Annotated in this window: 28 protein-coding genes, 1 tRNA gene, 1 pseudogene and 1 riboswitch; of the genes and pseudogenes, 14 read left to right on the top strand and 16 right to left on the bottom strand. The window is 69.2% G+C overall.

Annotation, left to right across the window (positions count from 1 at the left end; all coding sequences use genetic code 11):
• Positions 1-80: 80 nt before the first annotated feature.
• Entirely contained in the window at positions 81-1472 is a 1392-nt protein-coding gene (locus tag B9C99_RS08240; protein ID WP_088897530.1) for a lysine N(6)-hydroxylase/L-ornithine N(5)-oxygenase family protein, read from the top strand.
• Positions 1469-1705: an MbtH family protein gene (locus B9C99_RS08235; protein ID WP_006551884.1), complete on the top strand. Its 237-nt coding sequence runs from the start codon at positions 1469-1471 to the stop codon at positions 1703-1705. Before B9C99_RS08240 ends, B9C99_RS08235 begins: the two co-directional genes overlap by 4 nt.
• A gap of 345 nt (positions 1706-2050) precedes the next feature.
• Here the strand turns inward: B9C99_RS08235 and B9C99_RS08230 are convergent.
• Positions 2051-3445 (bottom strand): annotated as a pseudogene (locus tag B9C99_RS08230) (threonine/serine exporter ThrE family protein); the annotation flags it as partial.
• Positions 3446-3590: 145 nt separating this feature from the next.
• Here B9C99_RS08230 and B9C99_RS08225 point away from each other — a divergent pair.
• Positions 3591-3662: transfer RNA gene (locus tag B9C99_RS08225), tRNA-Thr, on the top strand.
• Between the two features lie 37 nt (positions 3663-3699).
• Here B9C99_RS08225 and B9C99_RS08220 read toward each other — a convergent pair.
• The 7 genes from B9C99_RS08220 to B9C99_RS08190 all read right to left on the bottom strand — a co-directional run bounded on the left by B9C99_RS08220 (position 3700) and on the right by B9C99_RS08190 (position 8657).
• Positions 3700-3996 (bottom strand): hypothetical protein, encoded by a 297-nt coding sequence (locus B9C99_RS08220; RefSeq protein WP_088897528.1) that lies wholly within the window; start codon positions 3994-3996, stop codon positions 3700-3702.
• 46 nt (positions 3997-4042) lie between these two features.
• Entirely contained in the window at positions 4043-5299 is a 1257-nt protein-coding gene (efeB, locus tag B9C99_RS08215; RefSeq protein WP_088897527.1) for an iron uptake transporter deferrochelatase/peroxidase subunit, read from the bottom strand.
• Positions 5296-6435, bottom strand: a complete 1140-nt coding sequence (gene efeO, locus B9C99_RS08210; protein WP_088897526.1) for an iron uptake system protein EfeO — start codon at positions 6433-6435, stop codon at positions 5296-5298. The genes efeB and efeO overlap by 4 nt, the downstream gene beginning before the upstream one ends.
• A gap of 43 nt (positions 6436-6478) precedes the next feature.
• The gene (gene efeU / locus B9C99_RS08205; protein ID WP_088897525.1) at positions 6479-7360 is read right to left on the bottom strand and encodes an iron uptake transporter permease EfeU; all 882 of its coding nucleotides are present in this window, start codon (positions 7358-7360) and stop codon (positions 6479-6481) included.
• Between the two features lie 94 nt (positions 7361-7454).
• Positions 7455-7637, bottom strand: coding sequence for a hypothetical protein (locus tag B9C99_RS08200; RefSeq protein ID WP_088897524.1), 183 nt, complete (start codon positions 7635-7637; stop codon positions 7455-7457).
• A gap of 122 nt (positions 7638-7759) precedes the next feature.
• Complete coding sequence (locus tag B9C99_RS08195) at positions 7760-8002, bottom strand: hypothetical protein (RefSeq protein ID WP_026061175.1); 243 nt, start codon at positions 8000-8002, stop codon at positions 7760-7762.
• 181 nt (positions 8003-8183) lie between these two features.
• Positions 8184-8657 (bottom strand): general stress protein, encoded by a 474-nt coding sequence (locus tag B9C99_RS08190; protein WP_088897523.1) that lies wholly within the window; start codon positions 8655-8657, stop codon positions 8184-8186.
• Between the two features lie 134 nt (positions 8658-8791).
• Between B9C99_RS08190 and B9C99_RS08185 the strand changes: the two genes are divergently transcribed.
• Together B9C99_RS08185 and B9C99_RS08180 are read left to right on the top strand one after the other, a co-directional pair.
• Positions 8792-9409, top strand: coding sequence for a TetR/AcrR family transcriptional regulator (locus B9C99_RS08185; protein ID WP_016694819.1), 618 nt, complete (start codon positions 8792-8794; stop codon positions 9407-9409).
• A 39-nt stretch (positions 9410-9448) separates the two neighbouring features.
• The gene (locus B9C99_RS08180; protein WP_088897522.1) at positions 9449-10318 is read left to right on the top strand and encodes a ribokinase; all 870 of its coding nucleotides are present in this window, start codon (positions 9449-9451) and stop codon (positions 10316-10318) included.
• 22 nt (positions 10319-10340) lie between these two features.
• Here B9C99_RS08180 and B9C99_RS08175 read toward each other — a convergent pair whose 3' ends face one another.
• From B9C99_RS08175 to B9C99_RS08165, 3 genes are all read right to left on the bottom strand, one after another.
• Positions 10341-11171 carry an ABC transporter gene (locus tag B9C99_RS08175; protein ID WP_088897521.1) on the bottom strand — a complete coding sequence of 277 codons (831 nt, stop codon included), beginning with the start codon at positions 11169-11171 and terminating at the stop codon, positions 10341-10343.
• Between the two features lie 65 nt (positions 11172-11236).
• Positions 11237-11551, bottom strand: coding sequence for a multidrug efflux SMR transporter (locus B9C99_RS08170; protein WP_026061704.1), 315 nt, complete (start codon positions 11549-11551; stop codon positions 11237-11239).
• Between the two features lie 13 nt (positions 11552-11564).
• Positions 11565-11630: riboswitch (guanidine-III (ykkC-III) riboswitch) on the bottom strand.
• 40 nt (positions 11631-11670) lie between these two features.
• Positions 11671-11877, bottom strand: a complete 207-nt coding sequence (locus B9C99_RS08165; protein WP_088897520.1) for a hypothetical protein — start codon at positions 11875-11877, stop codon at positions 11671-11673.
• Positions 11878-12025: 148 nt separating this feature from the next.
• Between B9C99_RS08165 and B9C99_RS08160 the strand changes: the two genes are divergently transcribed.
• Positions 12026-13123, top strand: coding sequence for an alpha/beta hydrolase (locus tag B9C99_RS08160; protein ID WP_088897519.1), 1098 nt, complete (start codon positions 12026-12028; stop codon positions 13121-13123).
• Between the two features lie 24 nt (positions 13124-13147).
• On the opposite strand, the gene B9C99_RS08155 is transcribed toward B9C99_RS08160, so the two are convergent.
• From B9C99_RS08155 to B9C99_RS08140, 4 genes are read right to left on the bottom strand one after another with little or no spacing between them, the layout of a single operon-like run.
• The gene (locus B9C99_RS08155) at positions 13148-14647 is read right to left on the bottom strand and encodes an MDR family MFS transporter (RefSeq protein ID WP_088897518.1); all 1500 of its coding nucleotides are present in this window, start codon (positions 14645-14647) and stop codon (positions 13148-13150) included.
• Positions 14648-14705: 58 nt separating this feature from the next.
• Positions 14706-15131 (bottom strand): HIT family protein, encoded by a 426-nt coding sequence (locus tag B9C99_RS08150; protein ID WP_006551872.1) that lies wholly within the window; start codon positions 15129-15131, stop codon positions 14706-14708.
• 25 nt (positions 15132-15156) lie between these two features.
• Positions 15157-15663 (bottom strand): helix-turn-helix transcriptional regulator, encoded by a 507-nt coding sequence (locus B9C99_RS08145; protein WP_231913212.1) that lies wholly within the window; start codon positions 15661-15663, stop codon positions 15157-15159.
• Positions 15660-16769 carry a serine hydrolase gene (locus B9C99_RS08140; RefSeq protein ID WP_064852814.1) on the bottom strand — a complete coding sequence of 370 codons (1110 nt, stop codon included), beginning with the start codon at positions 16767-16769 and terminating at the stop codon, positions 15660-15662. Before B9C99_RS08140 ends, B9C99_RS08145 begins: the two co-directional genes overlap by 4 nt.
• Before the next feature lie 131 nt (positions 16770-16900).
• Between B9C99_RS08140 and B9C99_RS08135 the strand changes: the two genes are divergently transcribed.
• From B9C99_RS08135 to B9C99_RS08120, 4 genes are all read left to right on the top strand, one after another.
• Entirely contained in the window at positions 16901-17566 is a 666-nt protein-coding gene (locus tag B9C99_RS08135) for a nucleoside/nucleotide kinase family protein (protein WP_026061702.1), read from the top strand.
• A gap of 10 nt (positions 17567-17576) precedes the next feature.
• Positions 17577-18830, top strand: coding sequence for a phosphoribosylamine--glycine ligase (purD, locus tag B9C99_RS08130; RefSeq protein WP_088897517.1), 1254 nt, complete (start codon positions 17577-17579; stop codon positions 18828-18830).
• A gap of 84 nt (positions 18831-18914) precedes the next feature.
• On the top strand, positions 18915-20696 hold the full coding sequence (locus tag B9C99_RS08125) for a CocE/NonD family hydrolase (RefSeq protein WP_237451062.1): 1782 nt from the start codon (positions 18915-18917) through the stop codon (positions 20694-20696).
• A 31-nt stretch (positions 20697-20727) separates the two neighbouring features.
• The gene (locus tag B9C99_RS08120; protein WP_026061522.1) at positions 20728-21927 is read left to right on the top strand and encodes a pyridoxal phosphate-dependent aminotransferase; all 1200 of its coding nucleotides are present in this window, start codon (positions 20728-20730) and stop codon (positions 21925-21927) included.
• Positions 21928-21949: 22 nt separating this feature from the next.
• Here B9C99_RS08120 and B9C99_RS08115 read toward each other — a convergent pair whose 3' ends face one another.
• Positions 21950-23593 carry a GMC oxidoreductase gene (locus tag B9C99_RS08115; RefSeq protein WP_088897516.1) on the bottom strand — a complete coding sequence of 548 codons (1644 nt, stop codon included), beginning with the start codon at positions 23591-23593 and terminating at the stop codon, positions 21950-21952.
• Between the two features lie 145 nt (positions 23594-23738).
• Between B9C99_RS08115 and B9C99_RS08110 the strand changes: the two genes are divergently transcribed.
• The 4 genes from B9C99_RS08110 to B9C99_RS08095 all read left to right on the top strand — a co-directional run bounded on the left by B9C99_RS08110 (position 23739) and on the right by B9C99_RS08095 (position 26952).
• On the top strand, positions 23739-24353 hold the full coding sequence (locus tag B9C99_RS08110) for a TetR/AcrR family transcriptional regulator (protein WP_088897515.1): 615 nt from the start codon (positions 23739-23741) through the stop codon (positions 24351-24353).
• A gap of 44 nt (positions 24354-24397) precedes the next feature.
• A complete protein-coding gene (purB, locus tag B9C99_RS08105) occupies positions 24398-25819 on the top strand; it encodes an adenylosuccinate lyase (protein ID WP_016693981.1) in 1422 nt (473 codons plus the stop codon).
• 105 nt (positions 25820-25924) lie between these two features.
• Positions 25925-26527: a TetR/AcrR family transcriptional regulator gene (locus tag B9C99_RS08100; RefSeq protein WP_088897514.1), complete on the top strand. Its 603-nt coding sequence runs from the start codon at positions 25925-25927 to the stop codon at positions 26525-26527.
• Positions 26524-26952 (top strand): HIT family protein, encoded by a 429-nt coding sequence (locus B9C99_RS08095; protein ID WP_016693979.1) that lies wholly within the window; start codon positions 26524-26526, stop codon positions 26950-26952. Before B9C99_RS08100 ends, B9C99_RS08095 begins: the two co-directional genes overlap by 4 nt.
• The last annotated feature ends 2 nt before the right edge of the window (positions 26953-26954 follow it).

The raw sequence follows: 26954 nt of genomic DNA, 5'->3' as shown, positions 1-26954 counted from the left end.
AAAGGTTAGCCTGGGCTACCTTCGAGTCTCGTACGAACCGATCATGGGCCCCTCCGGCCCCCTAGTACGGAAGTTGAGTGATGACCGACCGTTCCAGCCTTGTCGCCGATGACGCGGGGAGGTCGGAGGGCAACTCGCAAGGAGACGTCTTCGACCTCGTCGGTATCGGTTTCGGCCCCTCGAACCTGGCGCTCGCGATCGCTGTCGAGGAGCACAACACCGACAACCCCTCCTCGGCGATCCGGGCACGATTCTTCGAACGTCAGTCGGCCTTCGCCTGGCACCCGGGCATGCTGCTCGAGGGCGCCACGATGCAGATCGCGTTCCCCAAGGATCTGGTCACCTTCCGTAACCCCACGAGCTCGTACAGCTTCTTCTCCTACCTGCACGACCGTGGCCGTCTCGTGGACTTCGTCAACCACCAGACGTTCTTCCCCACGCGTCACGAGTTCCAGGACTACCTGCAGTGGGCGGCCACGCGCGTCGACGCCGACGTCCGCTACGGAACCGAGGTCGTCTCGGTCGAGACCGTGCGCAACCACAACGGGGTCGCCGACCTGTTCGCGGTGCGGACCGCCGACGGCGCCGTCGTATACGCGCACAGCGTCGTGGTCGGAGTCGGACTGCGTGCCCGGCTCCCGAAGTGGGCGGTCGCGTCTGCCCGCTGCTTCCACAACCACCACTTCCTCTTCCACATCGAGGACATGCCGGAGCCGCAGCACCAGCGCTTCGTGGTGGTCGGCGCAGGGCAGAGCGCTGCCGAGGTCGTGCAGTACCTGCACACGCACTACCCGCAGGCCGAGGTCCACAACGTCTTCAACCGCTTCGGGTACAGCCCCGCCGACGACAGCCCGTACGCGAACCGCATCTTCGACCCGCAGGTCGTCGACGAGCTGCACGCGGCCCCGCTGTCCGAGCGTGAGCGGCTGCTCGCCCTGCACCGCAGCACCAACTACTCGGTCGTCTCGCCCGAACTCATCGAGGCGCTCTACGCGACCGAGTACCGCGAACGGGTGAGCGGTCGTCGCCGCCTGTTCATGCGGCGTGCCTCGGAGGTCGTGTCGGCGCTCGAGAGCGACGCGGGAGTCACCGTCGAGATCCGCGACAATCTCGAAGGCGCCACCGAGACCCTCGAGTGCGACGCGGTGGTCCTCGCGACCGGCTTCGAGCCCGCGCCCCTCGCGCCGCTGCTGGGCGATCTCGCGCCCGAGACGCCCGTCCTGTCCGTCGCCCGCGACTACCGTCTGCCGCTGCCCGAGAACGTCACGGCCGACGTCTACCTGCAGGGCGGAACCGAGAAGACACACGGTCTGACCGCGTCGTTGCTGTCCAACGCAGCGATCCGCGCGGGTGAGATCCTCACCTCGATCGTCGAACGCCGAGAGCTCCGTCTGCCCGGAGCCGGGGGAGGAATCGACGAGCTTGGTAGGATATCGGACCATCACACCTACGCAACAAGTGAGGCGAGATGAGCACGAATCCATTTGACGACGAAGACGGCCGCTTCTACGTCCTCATCAACGATGAGGAGCAGTACTCGCTGTGGCCGACCTTCGCCGAGGTTCCGCAGGGGTGGCGGGTGGTATTCGGCGAAGAGTCGCGCGCCGCTTGCGTCGAGTACGTCGAGCAGAATTGGACCGATATGCGTCCGAAGAGCCTTCGCGACGCAATGGAAGCCGACGAGAAGGCCCGCCAGGGCAGCTGAACGCTTCCGTCAGATCCGCCGAGAGTCACGCCCGCGCCGAAAGCGCAGCGTGGCTCTCGTCGTCTGTACGGACGATCCCGACTCCCTGCTCGACGACCCGTGTGAATCGACGGGGATCGGGCCCGTGGCCAGCGGACCGGACGCGATCGGGCCCGTGGGTATCGGTCCCGTCGCGATCGGTCCCGTCGCGATGGGGCCCGTCCCGGGAGCTGTGGGTATCGGGCCGGTGTGCGCTGTGGGTATCGGCCCGGTGTGCAGCGATCCCATCGGGATGGGACCGGTGGCGGGTCCGGGCGCCGGGCGCCACACCGGGCGGTTCTTGTCGAGCCGGATCCGGGGGATCCGCCGCAGCTGCGGCCGACGCAACGCGCCGACGCGCAGGACACCGCGCGGATTGCGGGTGCGGCGGGCCAGCCACTCACCGAGCGTGACACCCGCGGCGAGCGCACAACCGATGCCGAACGCCGAGAACAGCGCCGTCATGCCGGTGGCCATCTGATTCCGGAGCATCGCGTACAGGCCGCGATAGAGGGCGAGACCGGGCAGCAGCGGCGTGATGCCGGCGACCGCGACGACCAGCGGCGGCGTGAGCGCGCGGCGGGCCATCAGACCACCGGCGAAACCGATGACGGTCGCGGCCAGCGCCGACGAGATGATCGGGCCGAGCGACAACCCGAGCGCGAGCTGGTAGCCGAGGCTGCCGGTGGCGCCGGCGAGCGCGGCGACCGTGAGGGCCCGACGTTCGGCGTAGCAGGCGAGGGCGTAGAACAACGCCGCCGCGGCACCGGCGAGGATCTTCGTCGGCAGCTGTGTGAGGTCGGGGAGTGCCTCGTAACTGATGAGGGGGAGTTCGGCGCCGAACACCGACGCGACCCGCAGGGTCGTCGCGACGCCCGCGATGATGCCGCCCGTCATCATCAGCACTTCGAAGAAACGCGCCGACGCCGTGATGGGGGCACCGGTGATGGCGTCCTGCACCGAACCCACGAGCGACAGACCGGACAGCAGCACCGTCACGCCGGCCGCGATGATCAGTCCCGGCGACACTTCGATCCCGATGGTCTCCCGTATCCCGTACAGCGTGATCGCCGGGGCCGTCGCGACGATGCCGCCCACCAGATGCTGGAAGAAGAACGGCAACCCGGCCGCGTTGAGTTTGCGGTTGACGCGGTCGATCACGAACGTCGAACCGAAGGCGACGAGCGCGACCAGCGCGTCGCCGCCGAGGAGCACGGAGATCGAGGCGGCCATCGCCGACCACGCGACCGTCGCCACCCAGCGGTTGTACGGATGCGCCTTGGTGGTGATGGCGAGCAGTTCCTCGTGCGCCTGCGCCGGGGAGATCGCGTCGCGGCGGATGCGTCGGGTCAGACGGTCGACGGCCGCGAGTCGCGTGAAGTCCATCGAGCGGTAGTGCACCACCCGCATCGTGCTCGACGGCGGCATCGTCGGTCCGCGATAGGCCGACAGCACGATCGAGTTGTAGGTGACGTCGACGTCGCACTGGGCCAGGCCGTAGGTGGCGGCGACGAACCGCACCTGCTCGGCGGTGTCGATCGCACCGGTGCCCGAGGCGAGCAGGACCTCACCGACACGCACGGCGACGTCGAGGGCCTCGGCAACCACCGCATCGTCGGTCAGATCGATCGGCTGCAGGGGCGCCGGAGCCTCGGTGACCGCGTCGATGGTCGCGCGGCGGGTACCGAGAAGTCGATCGAGGAATTCGTCGAAGCGGCTCACCGTCCGCGGCCTCCGGTACGGCTGGGGGAAACGGGGAGGGTGGGCATGCAATCCACCGTAACGAAGGCGGGTGGGTGCGCGCCGGGAGTGTGACGCGCTATATGATGGCGTCGCTCACGCGTCGTCCGCGACCGTCGAGTTCTGTGCCTCCTTAGCTCAGTGGTAGAGCACTCGCCTTGTAAGCGAGCGGTCGTCAGTTCAATCCTGACAGGGGGCTCCGGTAGGGCCCGTCGCATGCAGCGTGCGGGCCTGTTTCATCCGGCGCTGCTGTGAACCGCTGCGAAGACCACGAACACGGCGAACAGTGCCGCAGCGCCCAGACAGGCACCGGACAGGGCCTCACGGTGATTCGTGGCCGTGCCCTTGTCGGCACGTTCGAGACCGATCCATCCGCACACCACCGCGACCAGCCCGACAGGGATCGCGACGAAGTCTCCGATGACGGGGACGAATGCGAAGACGAGGGCGACGATCCCTGCGATCAGTGCCGCATTCCCGGCACCGTTGCGCAGAACAGGGGGAGCAGGAGGAACAGGCAGGTCGTCGTACATGAGTTCCTCCGCTCACGGGCTGTGTCCGGTTGTCGATCCGGAGATGTCAGGCCTCGAACAGCGACCGACCCCAATAGTCTTCCCCCACTGTTCCGGGCGGGCACGCGAACACAGCCGATCCGACGTGCTGGATGTACTCGTTGAGGCCGTCGTGCCGGGCGAGTTCGAGCTGCATCGGTACGAACTGTTCGAGCGGGTTGCGGCAGAAGGCGATGAAGAACAGTCCGGCGTCGAGATGGCCGAACCCGTCGGATCCGTCGGTGAAGTTGTAGCCGCGCCGCAGGATCCGGATGCCACCGAGATGCTGAGCGGACGCGAGCCGCACGTGGGCGGTGGTGGGAACGAACGGGCCGTCCGGGCCGCTCGACTCGAGATCGAGTTCGTCGAATTCGTTCGTCCTGCCGAGCGGCGCACCTTCCCGCTTGTCGCGTCCGATGACCGCTTCCTGTTCGTTCAGCACCGTGCGGTCCCACTGTTCGATGAGCATGCGGATGCGCCGTGCCACCAGATAGGTGCCGCCTGCGAGCCACGGCCGGTCGTCGCCGGATGCCACCCACACCGACTCGGTGAGCGCCTGGGGATCCTCCGCCTTGAGGTTGTTGGTGCCGTCCTTGAATCCGAACAGGTTGCGGGGTGTGGTCTGTGACGTCGAAGTCGAGGAGGTGCGACCGAATCCCAGTTGCGACCAGCGCACCGATGCCGTGCCGAAGGCGACCCGCGCGAGGTTGCGGATCGCGTGGACCGCGACCTGCGGATCGTCGGCGCAGGCCTGGATGGCGATGTCGCCACCGCTGCGCGCCGGATCGAGGTTGTCGGCGGGAAAGTGCGGCAGATCCACCAGCGCGGCGGGCCTGAGGTCGGCGAGGCCGAAGCGGTCGTCGAACAACGACGGTCCGAAACCGATGGTGAGGGTCAACCGGGAGGCCGCAAGGTCCAGTGCTTCACCGGTGTCGCTCGGCGGTCGGTATCCGCCGTCGCCGGTCGCGCCGTTCTCGGTGGCTTCGAGGCCGGCAGTCATGCGTTCGGCCATCGCGGTCCACGTCGTCAGCAACGCGATCAGCTCGTTGCGGTCGCGGGTGGTCACATCGAAGGTGACGAAGTGCATGCGATCCTGCGCGGGAGTGATGATCCCGGCCTGATGTTCGCCGCGGAACGGGACCACGGCGTCGGCGGCGGCGTCCTCGGAGGAGGGCGCGGTGACACGACCGACCACTGCCCCGGTACCGGCGAGAACCACCCCCGCACCCGCGGTGCCGAGCAACCGACGTCGCGAGATGCCTGAGGGGGAGTCCGGTCGGGTCATAGTCCTGCGGCTTCCGCCACAACCCCTTGCACCTTGCTGACCTCGGCGGACAAGGCATCGATCAGTCGCGACAGTTCCTGGCGCTCCGGTTCGGGGACGGTGTCGTACGAGACGAAGCCTTCACCCTCTCGATACCGGGCCAGCGCTGCGTCGAGGTCCGCGAACCGGGCGTCGATGGCAGCACCAAGCGCCGGGTCCTGTTCGTCGAGGATCGGACGCAGTGCCGCGACCGCGGCCTGCGAACCGTCGACGTTCGCCTGGAAGTCGTACAGATCGGTGTGCGAGAAGATGTCCTCCTCACCGGTGATCTTCGACGTGGAGATCTCGTCGAGCAGCCCCTGCGCGTCGCCCGCGATGCGGGTCGGGTCGATGACGTAGTCCTCCGCGTTCACCAGACCTGCCAGCTCGGCGACGTCGGCGACGAGCCGGTCGGAGATCGCGCCGGTGTCGGGTTGCGGACCGGTCACCCACAGGTCCTTCTCGAGACGGTGGAAGCCCGTCCATTCCTGCCCCGGCTCGAGGTCGGCCTCACGCAGGTCCAGGCGCGGATCCAGGTCGCCGAAGCTCTCGGCCTCGGGTTCGATCCGTTCGAAGTAGGTGCGGGAGAGCGGGAACAGCCGCTTCGCCTCGGCGATGTCGTTCGCGCGGACCGCTGCCACGAACTCACCGGTGGTGACGACCAGCGCGTCGGTCTGGCTCCTGATGTAGCGGCGGTAGCCGTCCGCTGCCTCCGCGAGTTTCCCGTCGGCGTCCGTCGCCGCCTGCGAGTCGCCGGTCACGGTGAACGGTCGGCGAATACCGTCGCCCACCATGCCCGGCCGGCACGACAATTCGTAGTCGCCGGGTTCGGGGATGTTCACGATGAGTTGCCGGGTCAACCCCGGACCGATGTTCTCCACTTCGCCCAGTGCCCGGTCACCGGCCGCGAAGACGTAGAACTCGGTGACCTTCGAACCGTTGTTGGTGACGGCGAACGTCGAATGCCCCGTGACCCCCTCGGCGGCGGATACCTCGCAGGACGAGTCCGTCGCGGTGACCGACACGGCGTCCGTGTCGGAGGTCGCCTTCTCGGTGCACCCCGCAAGGGCGAACGGAAGGACGGCGGCCGTAGCGAGGAAGCAGGTGGTTCGGCGCATCTACGGAACCTTTCGAAGGCGGGATCGTGAGGTCGGGGCGGGATCACGTGGCGGCGGGTTGCTGCACCGATCGCGCATGCCGGTCGGCGGGGACGGGCCGGAGGAAGAGGAACAGGACGACCACCAGATAGGTGAGCCAGACGGCGAACTGGAGGACCGTCGGATCCGGGCGCAGGTTGAGGATGCCGCCGAGAACCGTGCCGTACCAACTGCCGGAATCGTAGTGATCGGAGACATCGAAGAGGGTCGCCGTGGCGCCCGGTAGTACACCGCCGATCTGCAGGGCCCGCACCCCGTATCCGAGAATTCCCGCAGCCACGACCACCAGACAGATCCCGGTGAGCTTGAAGAACTTCGCCATGTCGATCCGGACCGCACCGACGTAGAGCAGGACGGACAGCACGACGGCGAGTGCGATGCCGAGCAACAGGCCGACGAGTGGCCACGGGCTCCCTGCGGTGTTCTCGGCGTATCCGACCATGAGCAGTGCCGTCTCGAGGCCCTCCCGGCCGACGGCGAAGAACGCGAGGGACAGGACGGCGGAGGGCCCCACGATCAGGGCCTTCTCCATCCCGGACCGCAGTTCGCCGGAGATCGAGCGAGCAGCCGTACGCATCCACAGCACCATCACGGTGACGATGACGACCGCTACGAGGGAGGCGATTCCGGCGGCGATCTCCGCGGCGAGACCGTCGAGGGTGCTGGTACCGAGATGGATGATCAGGAACGTCGCGGCCACCATCGCGATTGCGCCCCCGACACCGCACCACACCCATTTGAGTGCGTCGCGGCGCTCCGCCCGGACGAGGAAGGCGACGAGGATGGTCACGACGATGCCGGCTTCGAGACCTTCGCGCAGGCCGATCAGGCCGGAGCCGGCCAGCTGGGTGGCGACGGAGGGCGCATCGGCGGCGAGCAGCGTCATGAACGCACCTACTCAGGTAAGGCGAACCTTCGATTCTGGAACGCCAACATACACCTGGAAGATGCTGCTGCGGGAGGGGCTTTCGGCCATCGCTTCACGGGAGGTGTCGGCGCTCGGGCGGAGTGCGGTTCGCCCTGCATTGCGACAGGTCGATCACCGGCGCGATCGTGCGCGGCGCCTCGTGGAGGTCGCGGGCCGCGGCGACGCGGCCGAATACGAGGGCGACCACCGGGGATGCCGTGAACCATCCGAGCAGCGGCCAACCGATCCATGTCATATCCGGAGAACGGTTCGGGCGCACGGAGCGTTAACGGATCCGGTGCAGTTCACCCGGTGGTTCACCCCTCGCATGTCACTGCAGGGGCGTGTGAATACGGAAGTGACGAAATGGAGCGGATATCAGGACTTCGAGGATTCGAATGCGTCCATATCGACGAATATCAGCCGTCCGTCGTCGAGCGCCACGGCCCAGCGGCGTACGGGCGCCCAGTCGCGACCCAGCTTGTCGCCCACGGCTTCCTGTGCAGGACCGAAGTCCTCGACGATCGTGCCGGGGCATGCCTTGTCTCCCGCGACACCCGCGCGTACGACGACCTTCGAGCCCACAGCGGGCTTCGGGGGAGTATTCGACGATCCGGCCATAACTCGAATCATGCCATCAGTGGAAAGAAATGACCGGGCAAACACGGATTATCCGCATCGGGAGAATGCGGAGATTCGGGCGGAATATCCTTTTTGCGTGATTATTTCCTCGGGAAACGACTTCGCCCACGCCGGGTCGGCGTGGGCGAAGAGGTTCTCGAATCGGAGAAACAACGGTCGGTCAGCGCAGTGCGAGTTTCTCGCGCGCCTGATCGACGAACTCGGAATCGACCATGAGGTCGTAGCGGGAGGCCTCGATGCTCTTCCTCGAGACGAAGTCGCGGCGTCCCCCGGTGCTCCAGTGGGTGAAGAAGCCGAGTGATCCGCCCCATACCGCGCCGAAGACGACAGCGGCGAGGATCACGGTGGCCATGCCGGTCGCCGGCAGGAGCAGTGCCAGGAGCAGGCCGAAGAGCAGGCCCGTCCAGACGCCTGCGGCGGCGCCGCGGAGGGCGGCCCTGCCGTTGGTCATGCGGCCTTCGATGTGTTCGACGGTGGTGACTCCCTGGCCGACGACCCGCAGGTACTCGACGGGAAAACCTTCGTCGGACAGGTGGTCGATGGCCCGCTCGACGGCGTCGTAGGTGCGGTAGCTCTCGAGGACGGTTTCGGATTCGGCGAGGTGCCCGGGTGTCGGTGCGTAGATATCTGTCATGCGTTCCCCTTCGTCGACGATTGGAACGATACGCTCATCGTAGCGTATCGTTTCGTAGTGTTTGATTCGGGGTCGCCTCTTCGGGGAGACTCGGGAATCCTGCGGGTGTATGCCCGCGCGAGGAGGATGTAGACATGGTCGGCGAGGTCGAGACGGAGTCCGTGGCCCTGACGCCGCGGCGTCCCGTCAAGGAGCGTGCCGGGACCGACGCACGCATCGTGAAGGCCGCGCTCGAGATCCTGCGCCTTCACGGACCCAACCGCGTCACCGTCGAGGCGGTCGCGGCACTGTCGGGCGTCGCGAAGACGACGATCTACCGGCGCTACGCGAACCGCGAGGAGATCCTCGACGCGGCGTTGCACTCGCAGGTCGCCTCACCGTGCGTTCCCGACGGGCTGTGCGTCTACGACCGCGTCAAATGGACCCTCGAGCTGATCCGCCGGGGACTGTCGAACGAGGTGGGCATGGGCAGTGTCAGCGCACTGCTCACCGACCAGGAACCCGGATTCACCGAGTCGATCCGCGAGATCATCAACGCCCGCAGCGAGGTCGTCGCCGACGTGCTCCGCACCGCGATCGACTCGGGCGCGATCCGCAAGGACATCGACGTCGACACCGCCGTCTCGATGCTCGTCGGCGCGTATCTCGGCGCCTACCTGCGTCACGGCGAGGTGGGGGAGTCGTGGGCGGACGAGGTCGTCCACATCGTCTGTCCCGAACTGGAACCGGACACGAAGGGGCAGCGATCGTAGGTCGGCCGCCGCGGGTCGATCGGCCGTAGGCTCGACCCCGTGACCGAGTCGAGTCGATGCGTGGTGGCGGTCGTGGGATCGCTGAACCTCGACCTGACGGTCGTCGTGGCACGTGCTCCCGAAGAGGGCGAGACGGTACTCGGCCGGCATCTGCGCACCTATCCGGGAGGCAAGGGCGCGAACCAGGCCATCGGTGCGGCACGCCTGGCTCCCACCGCCATCGTCGGCGCCGTGGGCAGCGATCACGCCGCCGACGTGCTGCGCGGCGTGCAGCAGAGGGCCGGCGTCGACACATCCCATCTGCGCACCACACCGGGCCCGACCGGCCGGGCCGTCATCGTCGTCTCCGACGACGGAGAGAACCGCATCGTCGTCGTACCCGAGGCCAATTCACTGCTGAAGGCCGAGGACGTGACCGCCGCACTCGATGCCCTCGATCCCGCGGTGGTGCTCACCCAGCTCGAACTGCTCCCCGCCGTGACCTGGGCCGCCGCCCGGTGGGCGCGCGATCACGACCGCCGGTTCGTGCTCAATCCGAGCCCGGTCGTCGACCTGGACGAATACGTCCTCGCCGGCGCCGATCCGCTCGTGCTCAACGAACAGGAAGCCCTGCACTACGCGGGTCTTCCCGCGGGGACCCCCTTCGACGAGATCGTGACCCGCCTGCTCGAACAGGTGCGCACCGTGGTGATCACCCGGGGCGGGGAGGACGTCGTGGTCGGAACCGAGGACGCGATCGAACACCTGCGGGTCCCGCAGGTCGACGTCGTCGACACCACGGGGGCGGGCGACCACTTCGCCGGCACGCTCGCTGCGCTGCTCGGCACGGGGGAGGACCTGTTCGCGGCAGCGCGCCGGGCCTCGGCCGACGCCGCCCGGCTGGTTGCATCCCGCCGCGCCGATCGCTGAGACGGCGGTAGCGGGAACCGCGTCAGGGCGGCGGAAGCAGCTCGCCCTTGCCGCTGCGCAACCAGCGGCCGGGAAGCCGGCCGGCGAGGTCGCCGAGCGGACCGACGGCCCCGCGCAGCAGCTCGACCGTCTCCTGCAACATGTCGATGCTCGCGTTCATCTGCGAGATGCCGGGCGTGAGATGCGCGAGTGTCTCCGAGAGCGAGACGATCTGATCGAGCGGACCGCCCTCGGCGAGCAGTCGTTCGAGGGCACCCCGCTCGGAGAGCAGGACGTCGAGCACGCCGCCCTGGGCGAGAGCCCGCTCGACGACCCCACCGGGCCGGATCGCGACATCGACGATGCCGCCCGGCGCGGTGAGCCGTTCCACCGCACCGTCCTGGGCGAGCAGCCGCTCGAGCGGGCCGTCGTGCGCGGTGAGGCGATCGAGCAGACCCTCTTCGGACACGAGGCGGTCGAGGGCGCCGTCGTCGGCGAGGATCCGGTCGAGAGGACCGCCCGGTGCGGTGAGCCGGTCGACGGGCCCGCCCGGTTCGAGCAACCGATCGAGCAGGCCACCCGGCTCGGTGAGTCGATCCACCGGCCCACCCGGCGCGAGCAGCCGGTCGAGGGGACCACCGGGACGCAGCGCGTGACCGAGTCCGCGGTCCTCCGACGTGAGCCTCGAGATCTGCTGCAGCAGGCCCACCGAGCTGCGGGTGTCGGGCAGGCCGACCGCGCCGAGCGCGGAGTAGGTGGTGGGCGACACCGCGACCCGCACGGTGCCGACGACCGTTTCGGCGACGCTCAGGGCGGCCTCGGCGGCGGTCAGACCCACACGCACCGGCATCACGAGTACGGACCCGAGGTTCATGGAACCGACTGTAACGGTCAGTGTCCGAGAACGTCAGTGTCGGAGAACGTCAGTGTCCGAGAAGGTCAGTGCACGAGTTTGAGACCGACGACGCACAGCACGATGCCCGTGATGAGTGCGATCTTCAGCAGGGAGGCGGCCTCGGTGCCGGTGACCATCGCATATCCGACCGTGAGGGCGGCGCCGATACCCACCCAGACGGCATAGGACGTCCCGACCGGCAGCGTGCGCAGGGCGTAGGCGAGTCCGGCCATGCTCAGGACGAGGGCGACGACGAACACCAGCGTCGGTGTGAGCCGGCTGAAACCGGCCGATCTGCCGAGGGCTGTGGCCCACACGGCTTCGAGGACACCGGAGAGGACGAGAACGATCCAGGCCATGACGTACAACGCTCCTGCACCGTCTTGTCGCTGGCCGGGTACGGTGCGCTCGTCCGGGAGGCCGACCGGCGGCCACCTCCGTCGAGGTTAGGAATTCCGGGCGAGTATTGGCAAATTGCTCAGGACACGCGCAGCAGCTGTGATTCCTGCGCAACCACCGCGCACGAGCATCCGCCGTCCAGTTCGGTGCAGTCGAGAACGAGGGTGTGCCGCACGATCTCGAAGTCGACGCAGTCGGGTTCGGTGCAGTCGGCCGAGGCATCTGCGTGGATCACGAGGGTGCCGTGGCAGTGGTCGAGATCGTGGTTGCACTGTGAGCACGTCATGCACCACTTGATAGCACTGTCGTCGGACAGGTTCTCCGACGCGGGTCGTCGTGCCGTCCGGTTCGTCCGGTGCGCGGGCCCCGACGTCCCACGACTATCGTGAGCACGCGCAACAACCAGGTACTGCCGACTCGGGGAGGAGTCACACATGGGGATCACGGACGTGGTCGGGAAGGCCGCGCGGAACGCGTGGTCGTTGTTCGTCGCCGACGGAATCGCGCCGCCCCATCACACTCCCTCGGTGGTCGTCGGGGACGGTCGCCACCGCACGCTGCGTCGCTTCGGCCCGGAGAACGCCGGTCCGCCGGTGCTGCTCGTGACCCCGCTCGCCGCCTCGCCCACCTGCTTCGACCTGATGCCCGGCCAGAGTCTCGTCGAGCACCTCCTCGAGCTCGGCCGCAGCGTCTTCCTCGTCGAATACGGCGAGATGACCTCCGACGACCGCGACCTCGGACTCGAGTTCTGGATCGACGACGTCATCCCCGAAGCGATCGCCCGCACGTCCGAACTGTGCGGGAACCGCGAGGTGGACGTCGTGGCATGGAGCATCGGCGGCACGCTCGCGATGCTCACCGCCGCGGCACATCCCGACCTGCCGATGCGGTCGCTGACGGCCTTCGGCAGTCCGCTCGACTACTCCGCGATCCCGCTGATGGCGCTGCCCCGGCTCGTCGGCCGGTTCGTCGCCGAGCCCGCACTCGGCCTGCTCGACGCCGTTTTCGGCGGAGTGCCCGCACCCATCGTCCGCACGGCCTACCGCCTCACCGCGATCGAACGCGAGATCCAGCGTCCGTGGTTCGTCGCGACGCACCTCGCCGACGCAGAGACGCTCGCGCGGATGGAACGCGTCGACCGGTTCCAGGACGAGATCCACGGCTACGCCGGACGCGTGTTCCACCAGCTCGCGACGAACGTGACGGTCGACAACCAACTCGCCACCGGACGACTGCACCTCGGCGACCGGGTCGTCGACCTCGCCGACGTCACGGTCCCGGTGCTCGCGTTCGGCGGCGAGGACGACGTGCTCGCCCCGATCCCGGCTGTCGAGCCCATCACGAGGCTGCTCGTCGGCACGCAGGTGCGCTTCGTCCGCGTCCCGGGAACGCACCTCGGCATGCTCACCGGCAGCGCCGCGCGCGACACCTCGTGGGTCGAACTGGACGCCTTCCTCCGCGAACCCACGAACAGCAACGCGCCGGCCGCCACGCTTCCCGTCGAACAGGAAGTCGTGACGACCGGCGCGTGAGTGCGGGCCGGTGAGTGCTACCGGCTAGTGCGTTCCGGTGGTCTCGGGGACCGACGCCTCCACCGCATCCGGCTCGGGCTCCGGGGCCCGCCGGACGAACAGCGAGCCGACGACGGCGATCACCGCGATCACCGCGCCCCATGTGAAGGCGCCGTGGACACCGTCCGCGAGGGCACCGGCGGGATCGCCGGCGCTCTCGGCGCCCGCGACGGTCGTGCGGGTCAGCACCGTGATGAACAGCGCCGTACCGGCCGCGCCGGCGACCTGCTGCATCGTGCTGACGATGGCACTGCCGTGGGAGTACAGCCGTCGCGGCAGCGCCCCGAGTGCCGAGGTCAGCAGCGGCGAGAACATCAACGCGAGGCCGATGTTGAGCAGCACGTGCCAGGCGATGACCGTGCCGATCGCGGTGGTCGCGTCGAAGGTCGTCATGCCCCACATCGCGACGCAGGCGATGATCGCGCCCGGTGCGACGAGCGGCCGCGGACCGAACCGGTCGAACAGGCGTCCGACGATGTAGCCGAGCAGACCCATGACCAGACCGCCGGGCAGCAGCATCAGGCCGGTGGTCAGTGTCGACTGACCCAGGACGTTCTGCAGGTAGATCGGCAGCAGGATGAGGGTGCCGAACAGCGACATCATGCTCACGGACACGAGTGCGACCGCGAGGGAGAACGCCGGGGTGCGGAACGCGCGCATGTCCAGCAGCGCGCCGTCGCCGAGGCGGATCTGACGCAGGACGAAGACCGTCAAGGACGCGATGCCGACGACCAGCGGCAGCCACGGTGGCATGAGCGGATCGCCCTCGGCGGCCTCACCGAGACTGCTCAGACCGAAGACGAGACCGCTGAACCCGAGGGCCGACAACACCACCGACGGAGCGTCGAGCGGCACCGCGACCGGTTCGGTGACGTTGCGGATCCAGCTCAGGCCGAGCGCCGTCGCGACGACCGCGATCGGCAGCACCAGCCAGAACATCCACCGCCAGCTCAGCTGGTCGAGCACGACGCCACCGATGGTCGGGCCGACCGCGGGAGCGACCGCGATGACGATCGAGATCACGCCCATCGTGCGTCCGCGACGATCGGCGGGAACCAGATTGAGCACCGTCGTGAACAGCAGCGGCAACATCACCGCGGTGCCCACGGCCTGGACGACACGACCCAGCACGAGGACCGGGAAGATCGGGGCGCTCGCGGCGATCAGGGTGCCGAGCAGGAAGCTGCCCATCGCGATCGCGAAGACGGTGCGCAGCGACAGCCGGGTGAGCAGGTAGCCCGTGATCGGGATGACGACGGCCATGGTCAGCATGAACGCCGTGGTGAGCCATTGGGCGGTGGCCGCGCCGACGTCGAACTCGACCATCAGCTTCGGCAACGCGACGCTCATGATCGTCTCGTTGAGGATGACGACGAATGCGGCCCCGACGAGAACGGCGATCAGCAGACCGGCGCGCGGTGCGGCAGCGGCCTGCGGCTCGGCCGTACCGGCCGGGGCTGGGGAACTCGGTGGAGTAGAAGACACGAGGAACTCAACGGGATACCGGTCGGAATTGTTCCGCCGATATCCCGTCGAGCGGAGATCAGTCCGGGACGTGCTCGCCGTGACCCTGTTCGCGCAGCGCGTCCTTGATCTTCCGATGCGCGCGGTCGAGCGATTCGGGCGACGGATCCTTCTCGGCCGTCGCGAAGTCGAAGTCGCCGAGGGAGTAGGCGGGGAAGACGTGCAGATGCAGGTGGGGGACCTCCAGGCCGGCGATCATCAGGCCGGCGCGCGGGGCGTCGAAGGCGGCGGTGACGGCGCGGCCGAGGATGCGGGCGACGTCGTTCACCTTCGCCCACAGGTCGTCGTCCACGCTCTGCCAGTGGTCGACCTCCTGCCGCGGCACGACCAGCACGTGCCCCTCGGTGAAGGGGTTGATGGTCAGGAAGGAGACGACGTCGTCGTCCTGCCAGACGAAGCGGCCCGGCAGTTCACCGGCGATGATCTTGCTGAACACGGAAGTCATACCGGGAGGATAAGGGACACCTGGTTCACCGGAGCTGTTCCCCGACATCGGCCGCGGCGACGGTGAGGACGAGCAGCGGCACGACCTTCTCCGGTGCGATCCGGTAGCGGTTGCGGCTCTCCTGCTCGACCACGCGCGCAGCCGACAGTGCCCGGAGATGGTGGTAGAGCCGGCCGGTCGACGTGAGGTCGGTGGCCTCCTGGAGTTCGGTGGCGGTGGCGGGACCGCGCAGCAGGGTCCGCACGATCGCCAGTCGCGCGGGGTTGCCCAGCGCGTCGAGGACGGCGGCGACGGGAACCGGATCGAGCGCGAGGGATGCACCCGCGTCGTACTCGATGTTCCAGCGGACGTTCCCGTGCAGGGAGACCGCGCCCCCGTAGGTCACGAACCCGGTGCCCGCCGCCACGGGACCGGCACCACCGGGACCGTCCCCGGCGCCCGGGCGGGTCGCGTCGCCCTCGAGGATCCGCACACGGCGTTCGAGATCCGCGAGCCGGGCCTCGTACTCGTCGTTCACGTCGCCGTCGCTCACATCGCGCAGCGTATCCGCTCGAGGAAATCGGGATCGTTCGCTGCCGCGGCGAGCATCTCCTGGTGGGCGAACGATTCGAGGGCTCCCGCGTAGTCGCTGTCCGACATGCCGGACGCGAGCATCACCGTGGTCGCGATCGTGCCGTCGTCGCGGCGGAAGGTGATCGCGTCGGTGAGGACGCCGGGCAGGCTGCCGCCCTTGAAACCGATTCCCTCGAATCCCGGAAGCGGGGACGGTTGCCATTCGAGGTGGGTGCGCGCGAGGTCGCCGCCGGCACCGAACGAGCCGTCGGCGATCGCGCGATGCAGGGCGGTGAGTTCGGCGGCCGATCCGGTGTTGTCGAAGCGCTGGACGCGGTCGACCCGGGCGAACAGATCCTCCGGCACCGGGTTCTGCGCCACTTCGGTGCGGTAGGCCGGGTCGGAGGCATAGCGGCGCGCGGCGTCCCGGACCGCCGACGAGTCGTCGAGTGTCGGGTCGAGCAGTGCGAGCGTGTTGCCGAGCATTGTCGGTGGCGTGAAGTCGTCCCAGCCGCCCTGGGCAGCGGCCTCGCGCAGGGCGTCGTCGCCGAGCCGGTCGCGCAGGTAGTCGGGGACGGCGTTGTCGCTCTCCTGGATCATCGCCGACACCATCTCGTCGAGGGTGACGGTGTCCTCCGGGTCGTTCACGCCGAGGCGTTCGAGAGCCCGGGGGTGTGCGCCGCCGTCGGTGCCGGGGAGATGCCAGCGTTCCCAGTCGGCGAGCGGTACGCGTTCGTCGGGGGAGAGTTCGCCGGCTGCGACGGCGCGGGCATAGGCGGCGAGATGCACGACCTTCACTGCCGACGCGAGCGGTTGCCGCTCCTCGGGTCGTTGTTCGAAGGTCCCGCCGTTGCCGTCGTCGACCGCGATGGCGACCGTGTCGGAGTTCTCGGCGAGGTAGCCGATCCAGCCTTCGGCGGTGGTCACGTCGGCGGCGGGGGTGGGCACGCATTCACCGGTCGGCGCGGAGGCTCCGGCACCGGAAGATGCGGCGACGTCGGGCTCCGAGGGGTCGGTCTGTCCGCATCCGGCGAGTGCGATCACGACGCTCGTCGCGGCGAGGGTGGTTCCGATCCTGTTCGGCATGGCGATATCCGTCCGTGTCGGGGTCGTTAGTTCGGAATTTCGAACTTACGAAATAACGATAGACCGGCCGGGTGGGCGTGTCGAGAGCTCACGGCGACTCCGACGTCGCGAGCGGTCGTATCGTCGGGCTCATGGGAGGTGACGGGAGCGTGCGGGAGGCGCCGCTGCGCGTGCTCGTGGACGAACTCGTCACGCACGTCCTCGTCGGGCTTCCCGCGGATCGGCGCACGGTGGTCGGTCTGTGTGGGCCGCCGGGTGCCGGGAAGAGCCGCGCCGCGGCGCTGCTCGTCTACGCCCTCCGGTGCGCGGGGGTCTCCACCGGGCAGGTGCCCATGGACGGCTATCACCTGTCCAACCGGCAGCTCGACACCTTCGGCGCGCGGGACCGGAAGGGAGCACCCGACACCTTCGACGTCGCCGGCTTCCGCGACATGCTCAGCCGGGTGCGGCAGTGCCGCGACGAGACGATCTACGCCCCGGATTTCTCGCGGCCGCTCGACGAACCGATCGCGGCGGTGCACGCCGTGCCGGCCGACGCGCGGGTGATCGTCACCGAGGGCAACTACCTGATGTTCGAGACCGGGGGATGGGAACACATCCGCCCGCTGCTCGACCTCGTCATCTACATCGACACACCCCGCCGCACGCTCACCCGACGTCTCGTGCGCCGGCACCGGCACCACGGGCGGGACGACGACGGAGCACGCGAATGGGTGCGGACCGTCGATCTGCCCAATGCGGAAGCCGTCCAGCGCACGCGCTCCCGCGCCGATCTCGTGTGGAGACCGGTCCCGTAGTCTGTCCTGCGTGCGCGTACTCGTTATCGGCTCCGGTGCCCGTGAACATGCTCTTGCTCTCGCTCTGTCCCGCGACCCGGGCGTGACCGCCGTGCTGGCCGCGCCGGGCAACCCCGGTATCGCGAACGTCGCCGAGCTGTTCCCGGTCGACGCGGCCTCCGCCGACAGCGTCGTCGCCCTCGCCACCGAGCAGAAGGCCGACCTCGTCGTCATCGGTCCCGAGGTCCCGCTCGTACTCGGCGTCGCCGACGCCGTCCGCGCCGCGGGCATCCCCTGCTTCGGACCGTCGGCCGCCGCTGCACGCATCGAGGGCTCGAAGGCGTTCGCGAAGGACGTCATGGCCGCCGCCGGTGTGCGCACCGCCCACAGCGAGGTCGTCGACAGCCCCGCGACCCTCGACGAGGCGCTCGACCGGTTCGGACCGACCTGGGTGGTCAAGGACGACGGTCTCGCCGCCGGTAAGGGCGTCGTCGTCACTCCCGACCGCGCCGCCGCCCGCGACCACGCCGCCGAGATCCTCGAGAACGGGCACCCCGTCCTGCTGGAGTCCTTCCTCGACGGCCCCGAGGTCTCCCTGTTCTGCCTCGTCGACGGTGAGACGGTCGTGCCGCTGCTCCCGGCACAGGACCACAAGCGTGTCGGCGAGGGCGACACCGGCCCCAACACCGGCGGCATGGGCGCTTACACGCCGCTGCCGTGGCTGCCCGAGGGCAGCGTCGAGCGGATCGTCTCCGATGTCGTCGAGCCCGTCGCGGCCGAGATGGTGCGCCGCGGATGCGGTTTCTCCGGACTGCTCTATGCGGGTCTGGCGATGGGTGCCGAGGGCCCGGCCGTGGTCGAATTCAACTGCCGTTTCGGCGACCCGGAGACCCAGGCCGTGCTCGCCCTGCTCGAGTCGCCGCTGGGCGAGGCCCTGAACGCGGTCGCCACCGGCACGCTCGCCGAGCTCCCGCCGCTGCGCTGGAAGGACGGCGCCGCGGTGACCGTGGTGCTCGCCGCCGAGTACTACCCGTCCACCCCGCGCACCGGCGACGTGATCACCGGCGCCGAGGGCGACACCGTGCTGCACGCCGGCACGAAGCGTCGCGACGACGGTGCACTGGTCTCCGCAGGTGGGCGCGTGCTCAACGTGATCGGTGTGGGTGCCGACCTCGCGTCCGCGCGCGAGGCCGCTTATGATCGGCTCGCCGACGTCAAGCTGCCGGGCGGTCACTTCCGCCGCGACATCGGTCTGGCAGCCGTCGAGGGCCGGATCTCGGTCTAGCCTTTCACCCGCGTCCTTCACCTTGCACCTACCGGGTGTATGTTGCACACTCGGTGCATCTTTGATGCCGCCAGGGGTGACTGCATGGTTTCTCGAAGACGAACGCCGACGCCGGACCCGACACCGCTACGGCACCACCACGTCGTCGTCCACGGGCTGCCGGACGACGTCCTCGTCGAGCGCGACGTGCCCATCCGCACGGGCGACGGCACCGTACTGAGAGCCGACGTCTACCGCCCTGCCGACTCCGGTGAGCACGACCGCTGCCCCGTGCTGGTCGCCGTCACCCCCTACGGCAAGGACGCCGGCGTCGACCGCTATCCCGTCGACTTCGACGACCTCGCCGAATCCGGCAACCACGTCGGCGATCTCGAGATCAGCGACTGCACCTCCTTCGAAGCACCCGACCCCGCCTACTGGGTTCCTCGCGGCTACGTCCTCGTCGTCGCGGACATGCGCGGCCATCACGCGAGCGGCGGCCGCCCCCGCCTGCTGCTCGGCCGGGCCGCGCTCGACTGCGCGTCCGTCGTGGAATGGGCCGGTGGCCAGGAGTGGAGCAACGGCCGCGTCGGTCTCGCCGGCGCCGACTATCTCGCCACGCTGCAGTGGTACACCGCCGCGCTCAACCCGCCCTACCTTGCGGCCATCGCACCCTGGGAGGGTGTAAGCGACCCCTGCCGCGACATCCTCACCCAGGGCGGCATCCCCGAGACCCGCTACAGCGAGTTCTGGTACAGCGCGATGAACACCGGCGCCCGCTGCGGCGCCGCCTCCCTCCGGCGGTTCACCCCGTGGTTGCTGCGCCGGTTCCCCGACTTCTTCCGTCATGTCGCCCCGCCGCCCCGGCTCGAGGACGTCACCGTGCCCGCCCTCGTCGGCGTCTCGTGGTCCGATCAGGGCCCGCGCGCCCGCGGTTCGGTCGAGGGCTACCGCCGCATCGGGTCGGAGCACAAGTGGCTCTACACCCACGGCCGGAAGATGTGGCAGACCTTCTACGGCAACGAGGCCCTCGACTACCAGCGACGATTCTTCGACCGCTTCCTCAAGGACGAGGACAACGGCTTCGAGGACACCCCGCGCATCCGCCTCGAGACCCGCCACGACCTGCGCACCTATTCCGAACGCCTCGAATCCGAGTGGCCGGTGCCCGACACCCGCTACGTCGCACTCCACCTCGACCACGCGAACGCCGACCTGAGCACCACCCCGTGCGAGAGCCGCCAGTTCCGCCGCACCTTCCCCGTCGCGGGCGACGAACTCGTCTTCACCCACGCCTTCGACGAGGACACCGAGATCACCGGGCACGCGGCGCTGCGTCTGTGGGTGCAGGCGAAGGACGCCAACGACATGGACCTGTTCGTCGGACTCGCCAAGCGCGACGAGCACGGCCGCGACGTGTGGTTCGAAGGCCACGGTGGATACGAGAAGGGATTCGTCGCCCACGGGTGGATGCGGGTCTCGCGCCGAGCGCTGGACCCGGAGGCCTCCACCGCCTACCGGCCCGTCCACGACCAGAAGAAGTACTGGCCGTTGCTGCCCGAGCAGATCGTGCCGGTCGACATCGAGATCATGCCGCACAGCACCTTCTTCGAGGCCGGATCGAGTCTCGTGCTCGTCATCGCCGGCCACGACCTCGACGAGAACCCGCGCGTCGGGCACGACCGCACCATCAACAAGGGCTTCCACATCGTGCACGCCGGCGGACAGTTCGACTCGCATCTGCTGTTGCCGGTCGTGCCGCAACCGGAGCCGGAACCCGACGAGACGGCCGCCGACGCGGAGGTCGTGCCCGCGAAGGTCGTCGACCGTCAGGACTATCCGATCGCGTGGGGCGCCCTCACCCGACTTCAGCGCGTCCGGCTCTGACGAACGACGCGCGCGTACTACCGTCGTCGACGTGCGCCCCGAATCCCAACGCTCCGGTATCGAGACGTTCCATGTCATGGATGTGTGGAAGGCGGCTGCCGAGCGGCAGCGCAGCCACGGCGACGTCCTGAGTCTCGCCGCCGGACAACCGTCGACCCCCGCACCCGCTCCCGTGCTCCGCGCCGCCAACCTCGCGATCGACGCCGAACTGCTGGGTTACACGGAGACCTTCGGCATCCTGCCGCTGCGCGAGGAGATCGCGGCGTACCACCGCCACAAGTACGGCATCGACGTCGACGCGGACGACGTCGTCGTCACCACCGGCTCCTCCGGAGCCTTCACGCTGGTGTTCCTCGCGGCCTTCGACGTCGGCGACACCGTGGTCGTCGCCCGCCCCGGTTATCCGGCCTACCGCAACACCCTCGCCGCGCTCGGCTGCCGCGTCGTCGAACTCGACTGCGGCCCGCAGACCCGTTACCAGCCGACCGTCGCGATGCTCGAGGAACTCGACGCTCCGCCCGCGGGAATCGTCGTCGCCAGCCCCGCCAACCCGACCGGCACGATGATCGAACCGTCCGAGCTCGCGGCGCTCGCACGCTGGTGCGACGAGCACGGCAGTTTGCTCATCTCCGACGAGATCTACCACGGCATCGAGTTCGGCACCGCCCGGTCCGAGACCGGTGAGGGCACCGGATCACCGGCGACCTCCACGGCGTGGGCGACCTCCCGCGACTCGGTGGTGATCGGCTCGGTGTCGAAGTACTTCTCGATGACCGGCTGGCGGCTCGGCTGGATGCTCGCGCCCGAGACGATGCGTCCGGCCCTGCAGCGACTCGCGTCGAACATGACGGTGTGCCCGCCGTCGATCTCCCAGTTCGCGGCGATCGAGGCGTTCGGGACCGAGGCCCGCACCGAACTCGACGGGCACGTCTCCCGCTACGCCGTGAACCGGGAACTGCTGCTCGAAGGGCTGCCGGATCTCGGCATCACGAAACTCGCACCGGCCGACGGCGCCTTCTACGTCTACGCCGACATCGGCCATCTGCTCGACGGCGAGAACTCGACAGCGTGGTGCGCGCGGCTGCTCCACGACACCGGTCTCGCGCTCGCACCGGGCGTCGACTTCGACACCGTGCGCGGCGACGAGACCGTGCGACTGTCGTTCGCGGGATCGACCGCCGACGTCACGGCGGCGCTCGACCGGCTCGCGGGCTGGCTACCCGTCTCCTGATCACGGGTCTGCCGCGGGGCGGTCACCGTCCGTCGGCGATGATCCGCGCCATGTTCCGTTCGGCGAGCGCCGCGATGGTCAGCGACGGGTTGGCGGTGCCGGTGCTGCCCGGGATCAGCGCGCCGTCGACGACGTAGAGGCCGGGATGGCCGTGCACACGGCCGTAGCCGTCGGTCGCGTCGCCGAGCACCGCACCACCGAGCGGATGTGCCGTGAAGGTCGCGTTGACGTCCTCGGCCATCGGCGATGCGCCCGGAATCGTGCCCCCGGCCTGCGCCATCGCGTTGTGCACGACCCGCAGGGCATCGACGCTCTCGCGTTCGCCACCGGCCGGCCAGTTCAGGACCGCGCGATCGGCACCCGGGTCGTACGCGAAGTCGGCGCGGGTGGGGTCGAGGGTCATGCCGAGGGAGGCGAGCATTCCGACGTCCTTCGCGGTGCCCGCGACGAACCAGTTCTCGAGGCTCAGCGGCAGACCGGACTCGTCGACGATGCGCGACGCCGACGGCGCGCCCTGGTCGCCGCCGAAACCCTCGGTGAGCGCGAACGAACGGACGAGCACCGCGTCGCCGTTGGTGCCCCAGCCCCGCCCCACACGCTCGTCGAGGTTCGGCAACGAACCGGTGTGCCGCGCCTTGACGAGCAGTTCGGTGGTGCCGACCGATCCGGCGCCGAGGACGAGGCGATCGCACGTGATCGTGGTGGTGCGCAGCACCGCACCCGTCGGGTCGACGGCCTGTACGTCGAGCCAGTAGCGGCCGTCGCCGTCCTGACCGACCGCGAGAACCCGATGACCGTGGCACACCAGGGTGCGCCCGGTGGCCTCGGCCGCCGGGATGTAGTTCTGCGTGAGATCGAACTTCGCACCGTTCGAGTTGCCGAGATTGCTCTCGCCCGCGACAGCCGAGCGGCGGACCGAGCCGGCGAGTTCGGCGCGCACGACGTCCCAGTCCCAGATGCCGTCGATGCGGTGCGGGCTGTAACCGGCGGCGCGGGCGTCGTCGTCCCACCGCCGCGAGTGCGTGAACTCGGCGGCGTTGTAGATGTCGTCGGGCATCGGATCGAGGCGCAGCATCGAGCGCACCTTCGGGTACCAGGTGGACGCCATCTCGTCGTAGGAGAGACGGCCGCCGAAGACGTGCTCGAAGAAGTGCCGTTCGGGAGCGATCATCACGCCGGTGAACACGATCGATCCGCCGCCCACCGCGGCGCCGCGCCACACCGACATGTTCGGGTAGTCGACCACGTCGAGGACGCCGGCGAAGTCGTCGCACACCACCGGGATGCCCGTCGGGCCGGTGAACCGGGTGCGGTGGTGGTAGCCGCGACCGTCGGCGAGCAGGTCGGTCGTGAAGATCTCGCGGTGCGGGTCGCGGGGCCAGCGCATGCCGCGCTCGAGCATCGTGACCCGGTTCCCCGCCTCGGCCAGGCGCAGCGCGGCGACGCTCGCCCCGAAACCGGAGCCCACCACGACGACCTCGGAATGCTCCGGCGGTGCGGGCGGTGGAACGAACAGCTCGGGCACGAGACGGCGGTACTCGTCGACCCCGACGGGCAGCGCATCCGCACGCGGGAGGCCGACACCGGACAGACCCGGGGCCGCGGCGCCGGCACCCGCCAGGGCGGCCCCGAGAAACGAGGCCTGCAGAAAGCGTCGACGTCTCATCCGGTACGGCTCCGATCGTTCGATGACCTACTCGCGGGGCGGCGCCCGCCGAGGACTCGACACGCGCGGGCGGGCGCAATGGTACCGGTTGGTCTCCAATTCCGTTTTCCCCTGGTGAGACGCTCGGGACTGTCACCATGAGAAGGTGTCGATTGCTGCGACCCCGAAGGGCGAACGGCGCCGTCAGGCGCTGGTCGAGGCAGCGGCCGACCTCATCCTCGAAGGGGGGATCGACGCCGTCCGCCACCGGGCCGTCGCGACCCGCGCGGGCCTGCCGCTCGCATCGACCACCTACTACTTCGAATCGCTCGACGACCTCGTCGCGTGCGCGGTCGACTACAACAGCGAGCGGGAACTCGACACGATGCGGGAGCGTGTCCGCGACATCGAGCCGCTCCCGCGCAGTCTCGAGGGCACGGCCGATCTCATCGTCGACCTGCTGATCGGACCGCGGGACTGCGACGGCGGCATCGACCGCGAGCGCCTGATCTCCCGGTACGAGCGGTGCGTCGCGACGGCCCGCTATCCGGAACTGCGCGACGTGCAGGTACGCATGCGCGAACAGATCGACCATCTGCTCACCGACCTGCTCGAACGCTGCTGCCGATCGGTGCGGCCCCGCGAGGTGCGCCGGCTCGTGGCGGTCGTGGACGGGGCGGTCCTCGGCGGACTGGGCGAGCTCGATCCCGACCCGCGCTCGCTCGCGCGCGGCATCCTGCTCGACGTCGTGGAGACCGTCGCGCCCCCGGTCGAGGATTGAGGTCGGGGAATACGGGAGCAGGCCCGGACCGTAAACTCACTTCTGTGAGCCACATCCCCAACGTCCTCGCCACCCGCTACGCCAGCCCCGAACTCCGGGACCTGTGGTCGCCCGAGTACAAGATCGTGCTCGAGCGGCAGCTGTGGCTCGCGGTGCTGCGGGCGCAGGCCGAACTCGGGATCGACGTTCCCGCCGAGGCGATCGCAGACTACGAACGCGTGGTCGAGCAGGTCGACCTCGAGTCCATCGCGCAGCGCGAACGCGTGACCCGCCACGACGTCAAGGCTCGCATCGAGGAGTTCAACGCCCTCGCCGGTCACGAGCACGTCCACAAGGGCATGACCAGCCGCGACCTCACCGAGAACGTCGAGCAGTTGCAGATCCTGCGGTCGCTCGAACATGTCCACTCCCACGGTGTCGCCGTGGCCGCACGCCTCGCCGAGCGCGCCACCGAGTACGCCTCGCTCGTCATGGCCGGTCGCTCGCACAACGTCGCGGCGCAGGCCACCACCCTCGGCAAGCGTTTCGCGTCGGCCGCCGACGAACTGCTCATCGCGCTGCAGCGCGTCCGGGAACTGATCGCCCGCTACCCGCTGCGCGGGATCAAGGGCCCGATGGGCACCGCCCAGGACATGCTCGACCTGCTCGGCGGTGATTCCGCCAAGCTCGCGCAGCTCGAGCAGAAGGTCGCGCAGCATCTCGGCTTCGCGAACGTCTTCACGAGCGTCGGCCAGGTCTACCCGCGTTCGCTCGACCACGACGTGCTCTCCGCGCTCGTGCAGGTCGGTGCCGGCCCCGCGTCGTTCGCCCACACCATCCGGCTCATGGCCGGCCACGAACTCGTCACCGAGGGCTTCCAGCCCGGCCAGGTCGGGTCGTCCGCCATGCCGCACAAGATGAACACCCGTTCGTGCGAGCGCGTTGACGGCCTGCAGGTCGTCCTGCGCGGCTATGCCTCGATGGCGGCCGAGCTCGCCGGCGCGCAGTGGAACGAGGGCGACGTCTTCTGCTCCGTCGTCCGCCGTGTGGCCCTACCGGACGCCTTCTTCGCGATCGACGGCCAGATGGAGACCTTCCTGACGGTCCTCGCCGAGTTCGGCGCCTACCCGGCGGTGATCGAGAAGGAACTCGTGCGGTACCTGCCGTTCCTCGCGACCACCAAGGTCCTCATGGCTGCGGTCCGGGCCGGGGTGGGTCGCGAGACCGCCCACGAGGTCATCAAGGAGCACGCGGTCTCCGTCGCACTCGCGATGCGCGAGGAGGGCCGCGAACCCGATCTGCTCGACCGTCTCGCCGCCGACGACCGGCTCCCGCTCGACCGCGCCGCGCTCGATGCGGCGCTGGCCGACCGGGAGGTCTTCGCCGGAGCCGCGGTCGCGCAGGTCGAAGCGGTCGTCGCAGCGGTGCAGGACCTCGTAACGCAGTATCCCGAGGCGGCGAAGTACACGCCGGCGCCGATTCTGTAGGAATCACGGGATCACGGGAGCCGACCAACGGGGGAATGTCCGATGGGGGTGGCGGTATCAGCAGGGGAGAACGAAGTGTCGGTGAAACCGGGAAATACGGGTCGGGTGCGTGACGCAGCGCGAACACGCACCGCGCTGCTCGATGCGGCGCGCGAGGTGTTCCTGCGCGACGGATACGCGGCTGCGGCCACGGAGGAGATCGTCTCGGTCGCCGGGGTGACGCGCGGTGCGCTCTACCACCACTTCGCCGACAAGCGCGATCTGTTCCGCGGCGTCATCGAGCGCCTCCAGAAGGAAGCGGAGAGCTCCCTGGTCCCGGCCGAGCCGGTCGACGACGCCTGGGAGGGTTTCACCCAGGCCGTGCTCGCCTCGCTCGACGCCGTCTACGATCCCGCGACCCGCCGGCTGCTGCTCATCGAAGCCCCCGCGGTCCTCGGCTGGGCCGAGGTCCGCGAGACCCACCGGCACTCCTCGCTGAAGGCGATCGAGCGCATGCTCGTCACCCTCGACCCCGACACCTATGAGGCGTCGCCCACGCGGACGTCGGTGCTCGCGCACCTGCTCGTCGCAGCCGTCGAGGAAGCGATGCTGTGCCTCGCGAACAGTGACGATCCGGTACGCGACCGTCCCGCGGTGCAGAGCGAACTGCTGCGGTTGCTCGAATCCGCCCGCGGACCCGCACGTACGGAGGAGTCCACGCCACGGTGACGGACTGCATCTTCTGCGCCATCGTGGCCGGGCAGTCGCCGGCCAGCGTCGTGCTCGACGAACCCGATGTGCTCGCGTTCATGGACATCCGCCCGTTCACCCCGGGGCACCTGCTCGTGATCCCGAAGCGACACGCTTCCGGACTGGCACAGCTCGATCCCGACGACGGAGCGAAGGTGTTCGCCGCCGGGCAACGGATCGCCACCGCGATGCGCGCGTCCGACCTCCCCATCGAGGGCGTGAACATGTTCCTTGCCGACGGCGTGGCAGCCGGCCAGGAGGTCTTCCACGTCCACCTGCACCTCGTGCCGCGCAGGGCCGGGGACGGCTTCGGGATCCGCGCCGACTGGCGGACACCGAACCGGACCGTGCTCGACGGCACGGCCGCCACCATCCGCACCGCCGTGGAGACACACCGGTCGTGATC

This window comes from Rhodococcus sp. BUPNP1 (genome assembly GCF_002215235.1).
Taxonomy (GTDB): Bacteria; Actinomycetota; Actinomycetes; order Mycobacteriales; family Mycobacteriaceae; genus Rhodococcus.
The sequence above is the reverse complement of the archived record's forward strand: the minus strand, read 5'-3'. Positions and strand labels throughout refer to the sequence as shown.

Bases quoted from the DNA above. Each gene is read 5' to 3' on its own strand.
- efeB (WP_088897527.1), bottom strand. From the start codon at position 5,299: ATGACCCGACCGGACTCCCCCTCAGGCATCTCGCGACGTCGGTTGCTC.
- B9C99_RS08220 (WP_088897528.1), bottom strand. From the start codon at position 3,996: ATGTACGACGACCTGCCTGTTCCTCCTGCTCCCCCTGTTCTGCGCAAC.
- efeU (WP_088897525.1), bottom strand. From the start codon at position 7,360: ATGACGCTGCTCGCCGCCGATGCGCCCTCCGTCGCCACCCAGCTGGCC.
- B9C99_RS08175 (WP_088897521.1), bottom strand. From the start codon at position 11,171: ATGAACCTCGGGTCCGTACTCGTGATGCCGGTGCGTGTGGGTCTGACC.
- B9C99_RS08115 (WP_088897516.1), bottom strand. From the start codon at position 23,593: ATGAGACGTCGACGCTTTCTGCAGGCCTCGTTTCTCGGGGCCGCCCTG.
- B9C99_RS08140 (WP_064852814.1), bottom strand. From the start codon at position 16,769: ATGCCGAACAGGATCGGAACCACCCTCGCCGCGACGAGCGTCGTGATC.
- B9C99_RS08170 (WP_026061704.1), bottom strand. From the start codon at position 11,551: ATGGCCTGGATCGTTCTCGTCCTCTCCGGTGTCCTCGAAGCCGTGTGG.
- B9C99_RS08195 (WP_026061175.1), bottom strand. From the start codon at position 8,002: ATGGCCGGATCGTCGAATACTCCCCCGAAGCCCGCTGTGGGCTCGAAG.
- B9C99_RS08190 (WP_088897523.1), bottom strand. From the start codon at position 8,657: ATGACAGATATCTACGCACCGACACCCGGGCACCTCGCCGAATCCGAA.
- B9C99_RS08240 (WP_088897530.1), top strand. From the start codon at position 81: ATGACCGACCGTTCCAGCCTTGTCGCCGATGACGCGGGGAGGTCGGAG.
- B9C99_RS08150 (WP_006551872.1), bottom strand. From the start codon at position 15,131: ATGACTTCCGTGTTCAGCAAGATCATCGCCGGTGAACTGCCGGGCCGC.
- B9C99_RS08160 (WP_088897519.1), top strand. From the start codon at position 12,026: ATGGGGATCACGGACGTGGTCGGGAAGGCCGCGCGGAACGCGTGGTCG.
- B9C99_RS08135 (WP_026061702.1), top strand. From the start codon at position 16,901: ATGGGAGGTGACGGGAGCGTGCGGGAGGCGCCGCTGCGCGTGCTCGTG.
- B9C99_RS08165 (WP_088897520.1), bottom strand. From the start codon at position 11,877: ATGACGTGCTCACAGTGCAACCACGATCTCGACCACTGCCACGGCACC.
- B9C99_RS08185 (WP_016694819.1), top strand. From the start codon at position 8,792: ATGGTCGGCGAGGTCGAGACGGAGTCCGTGGCCCTGACGCCGCGGCGT.
- B9C99_RS08235 (WP_006551884.1), top strand. From the start codon at position 1,469: ATGAGCACGAATCCATTTGACGACGAAGACGGCCGCTTCTACGTCCTC.
- B9C99_RS08125 (WP_237451062.1), top strand. From the start codon at position 18,915: ATGGTTTCTCGAAGACGAACGCCGACGCCGGACCCGACACCGCTACGG.
- B9C99_RS08200 (WP_088897524.1), bottom strand. From the start codon at position 7,637: ATGACATGGATCGGTTGGCCGCTGCTCGGATGGTTCACGGCATCCCCG.
- efeO (WP_088897526.1), bottom strand. From the start codon at position 6,435: ATGCGCCGAACCACCTGCTTCCTCGCTACGGCCGCCGTCCTTCCGTTC.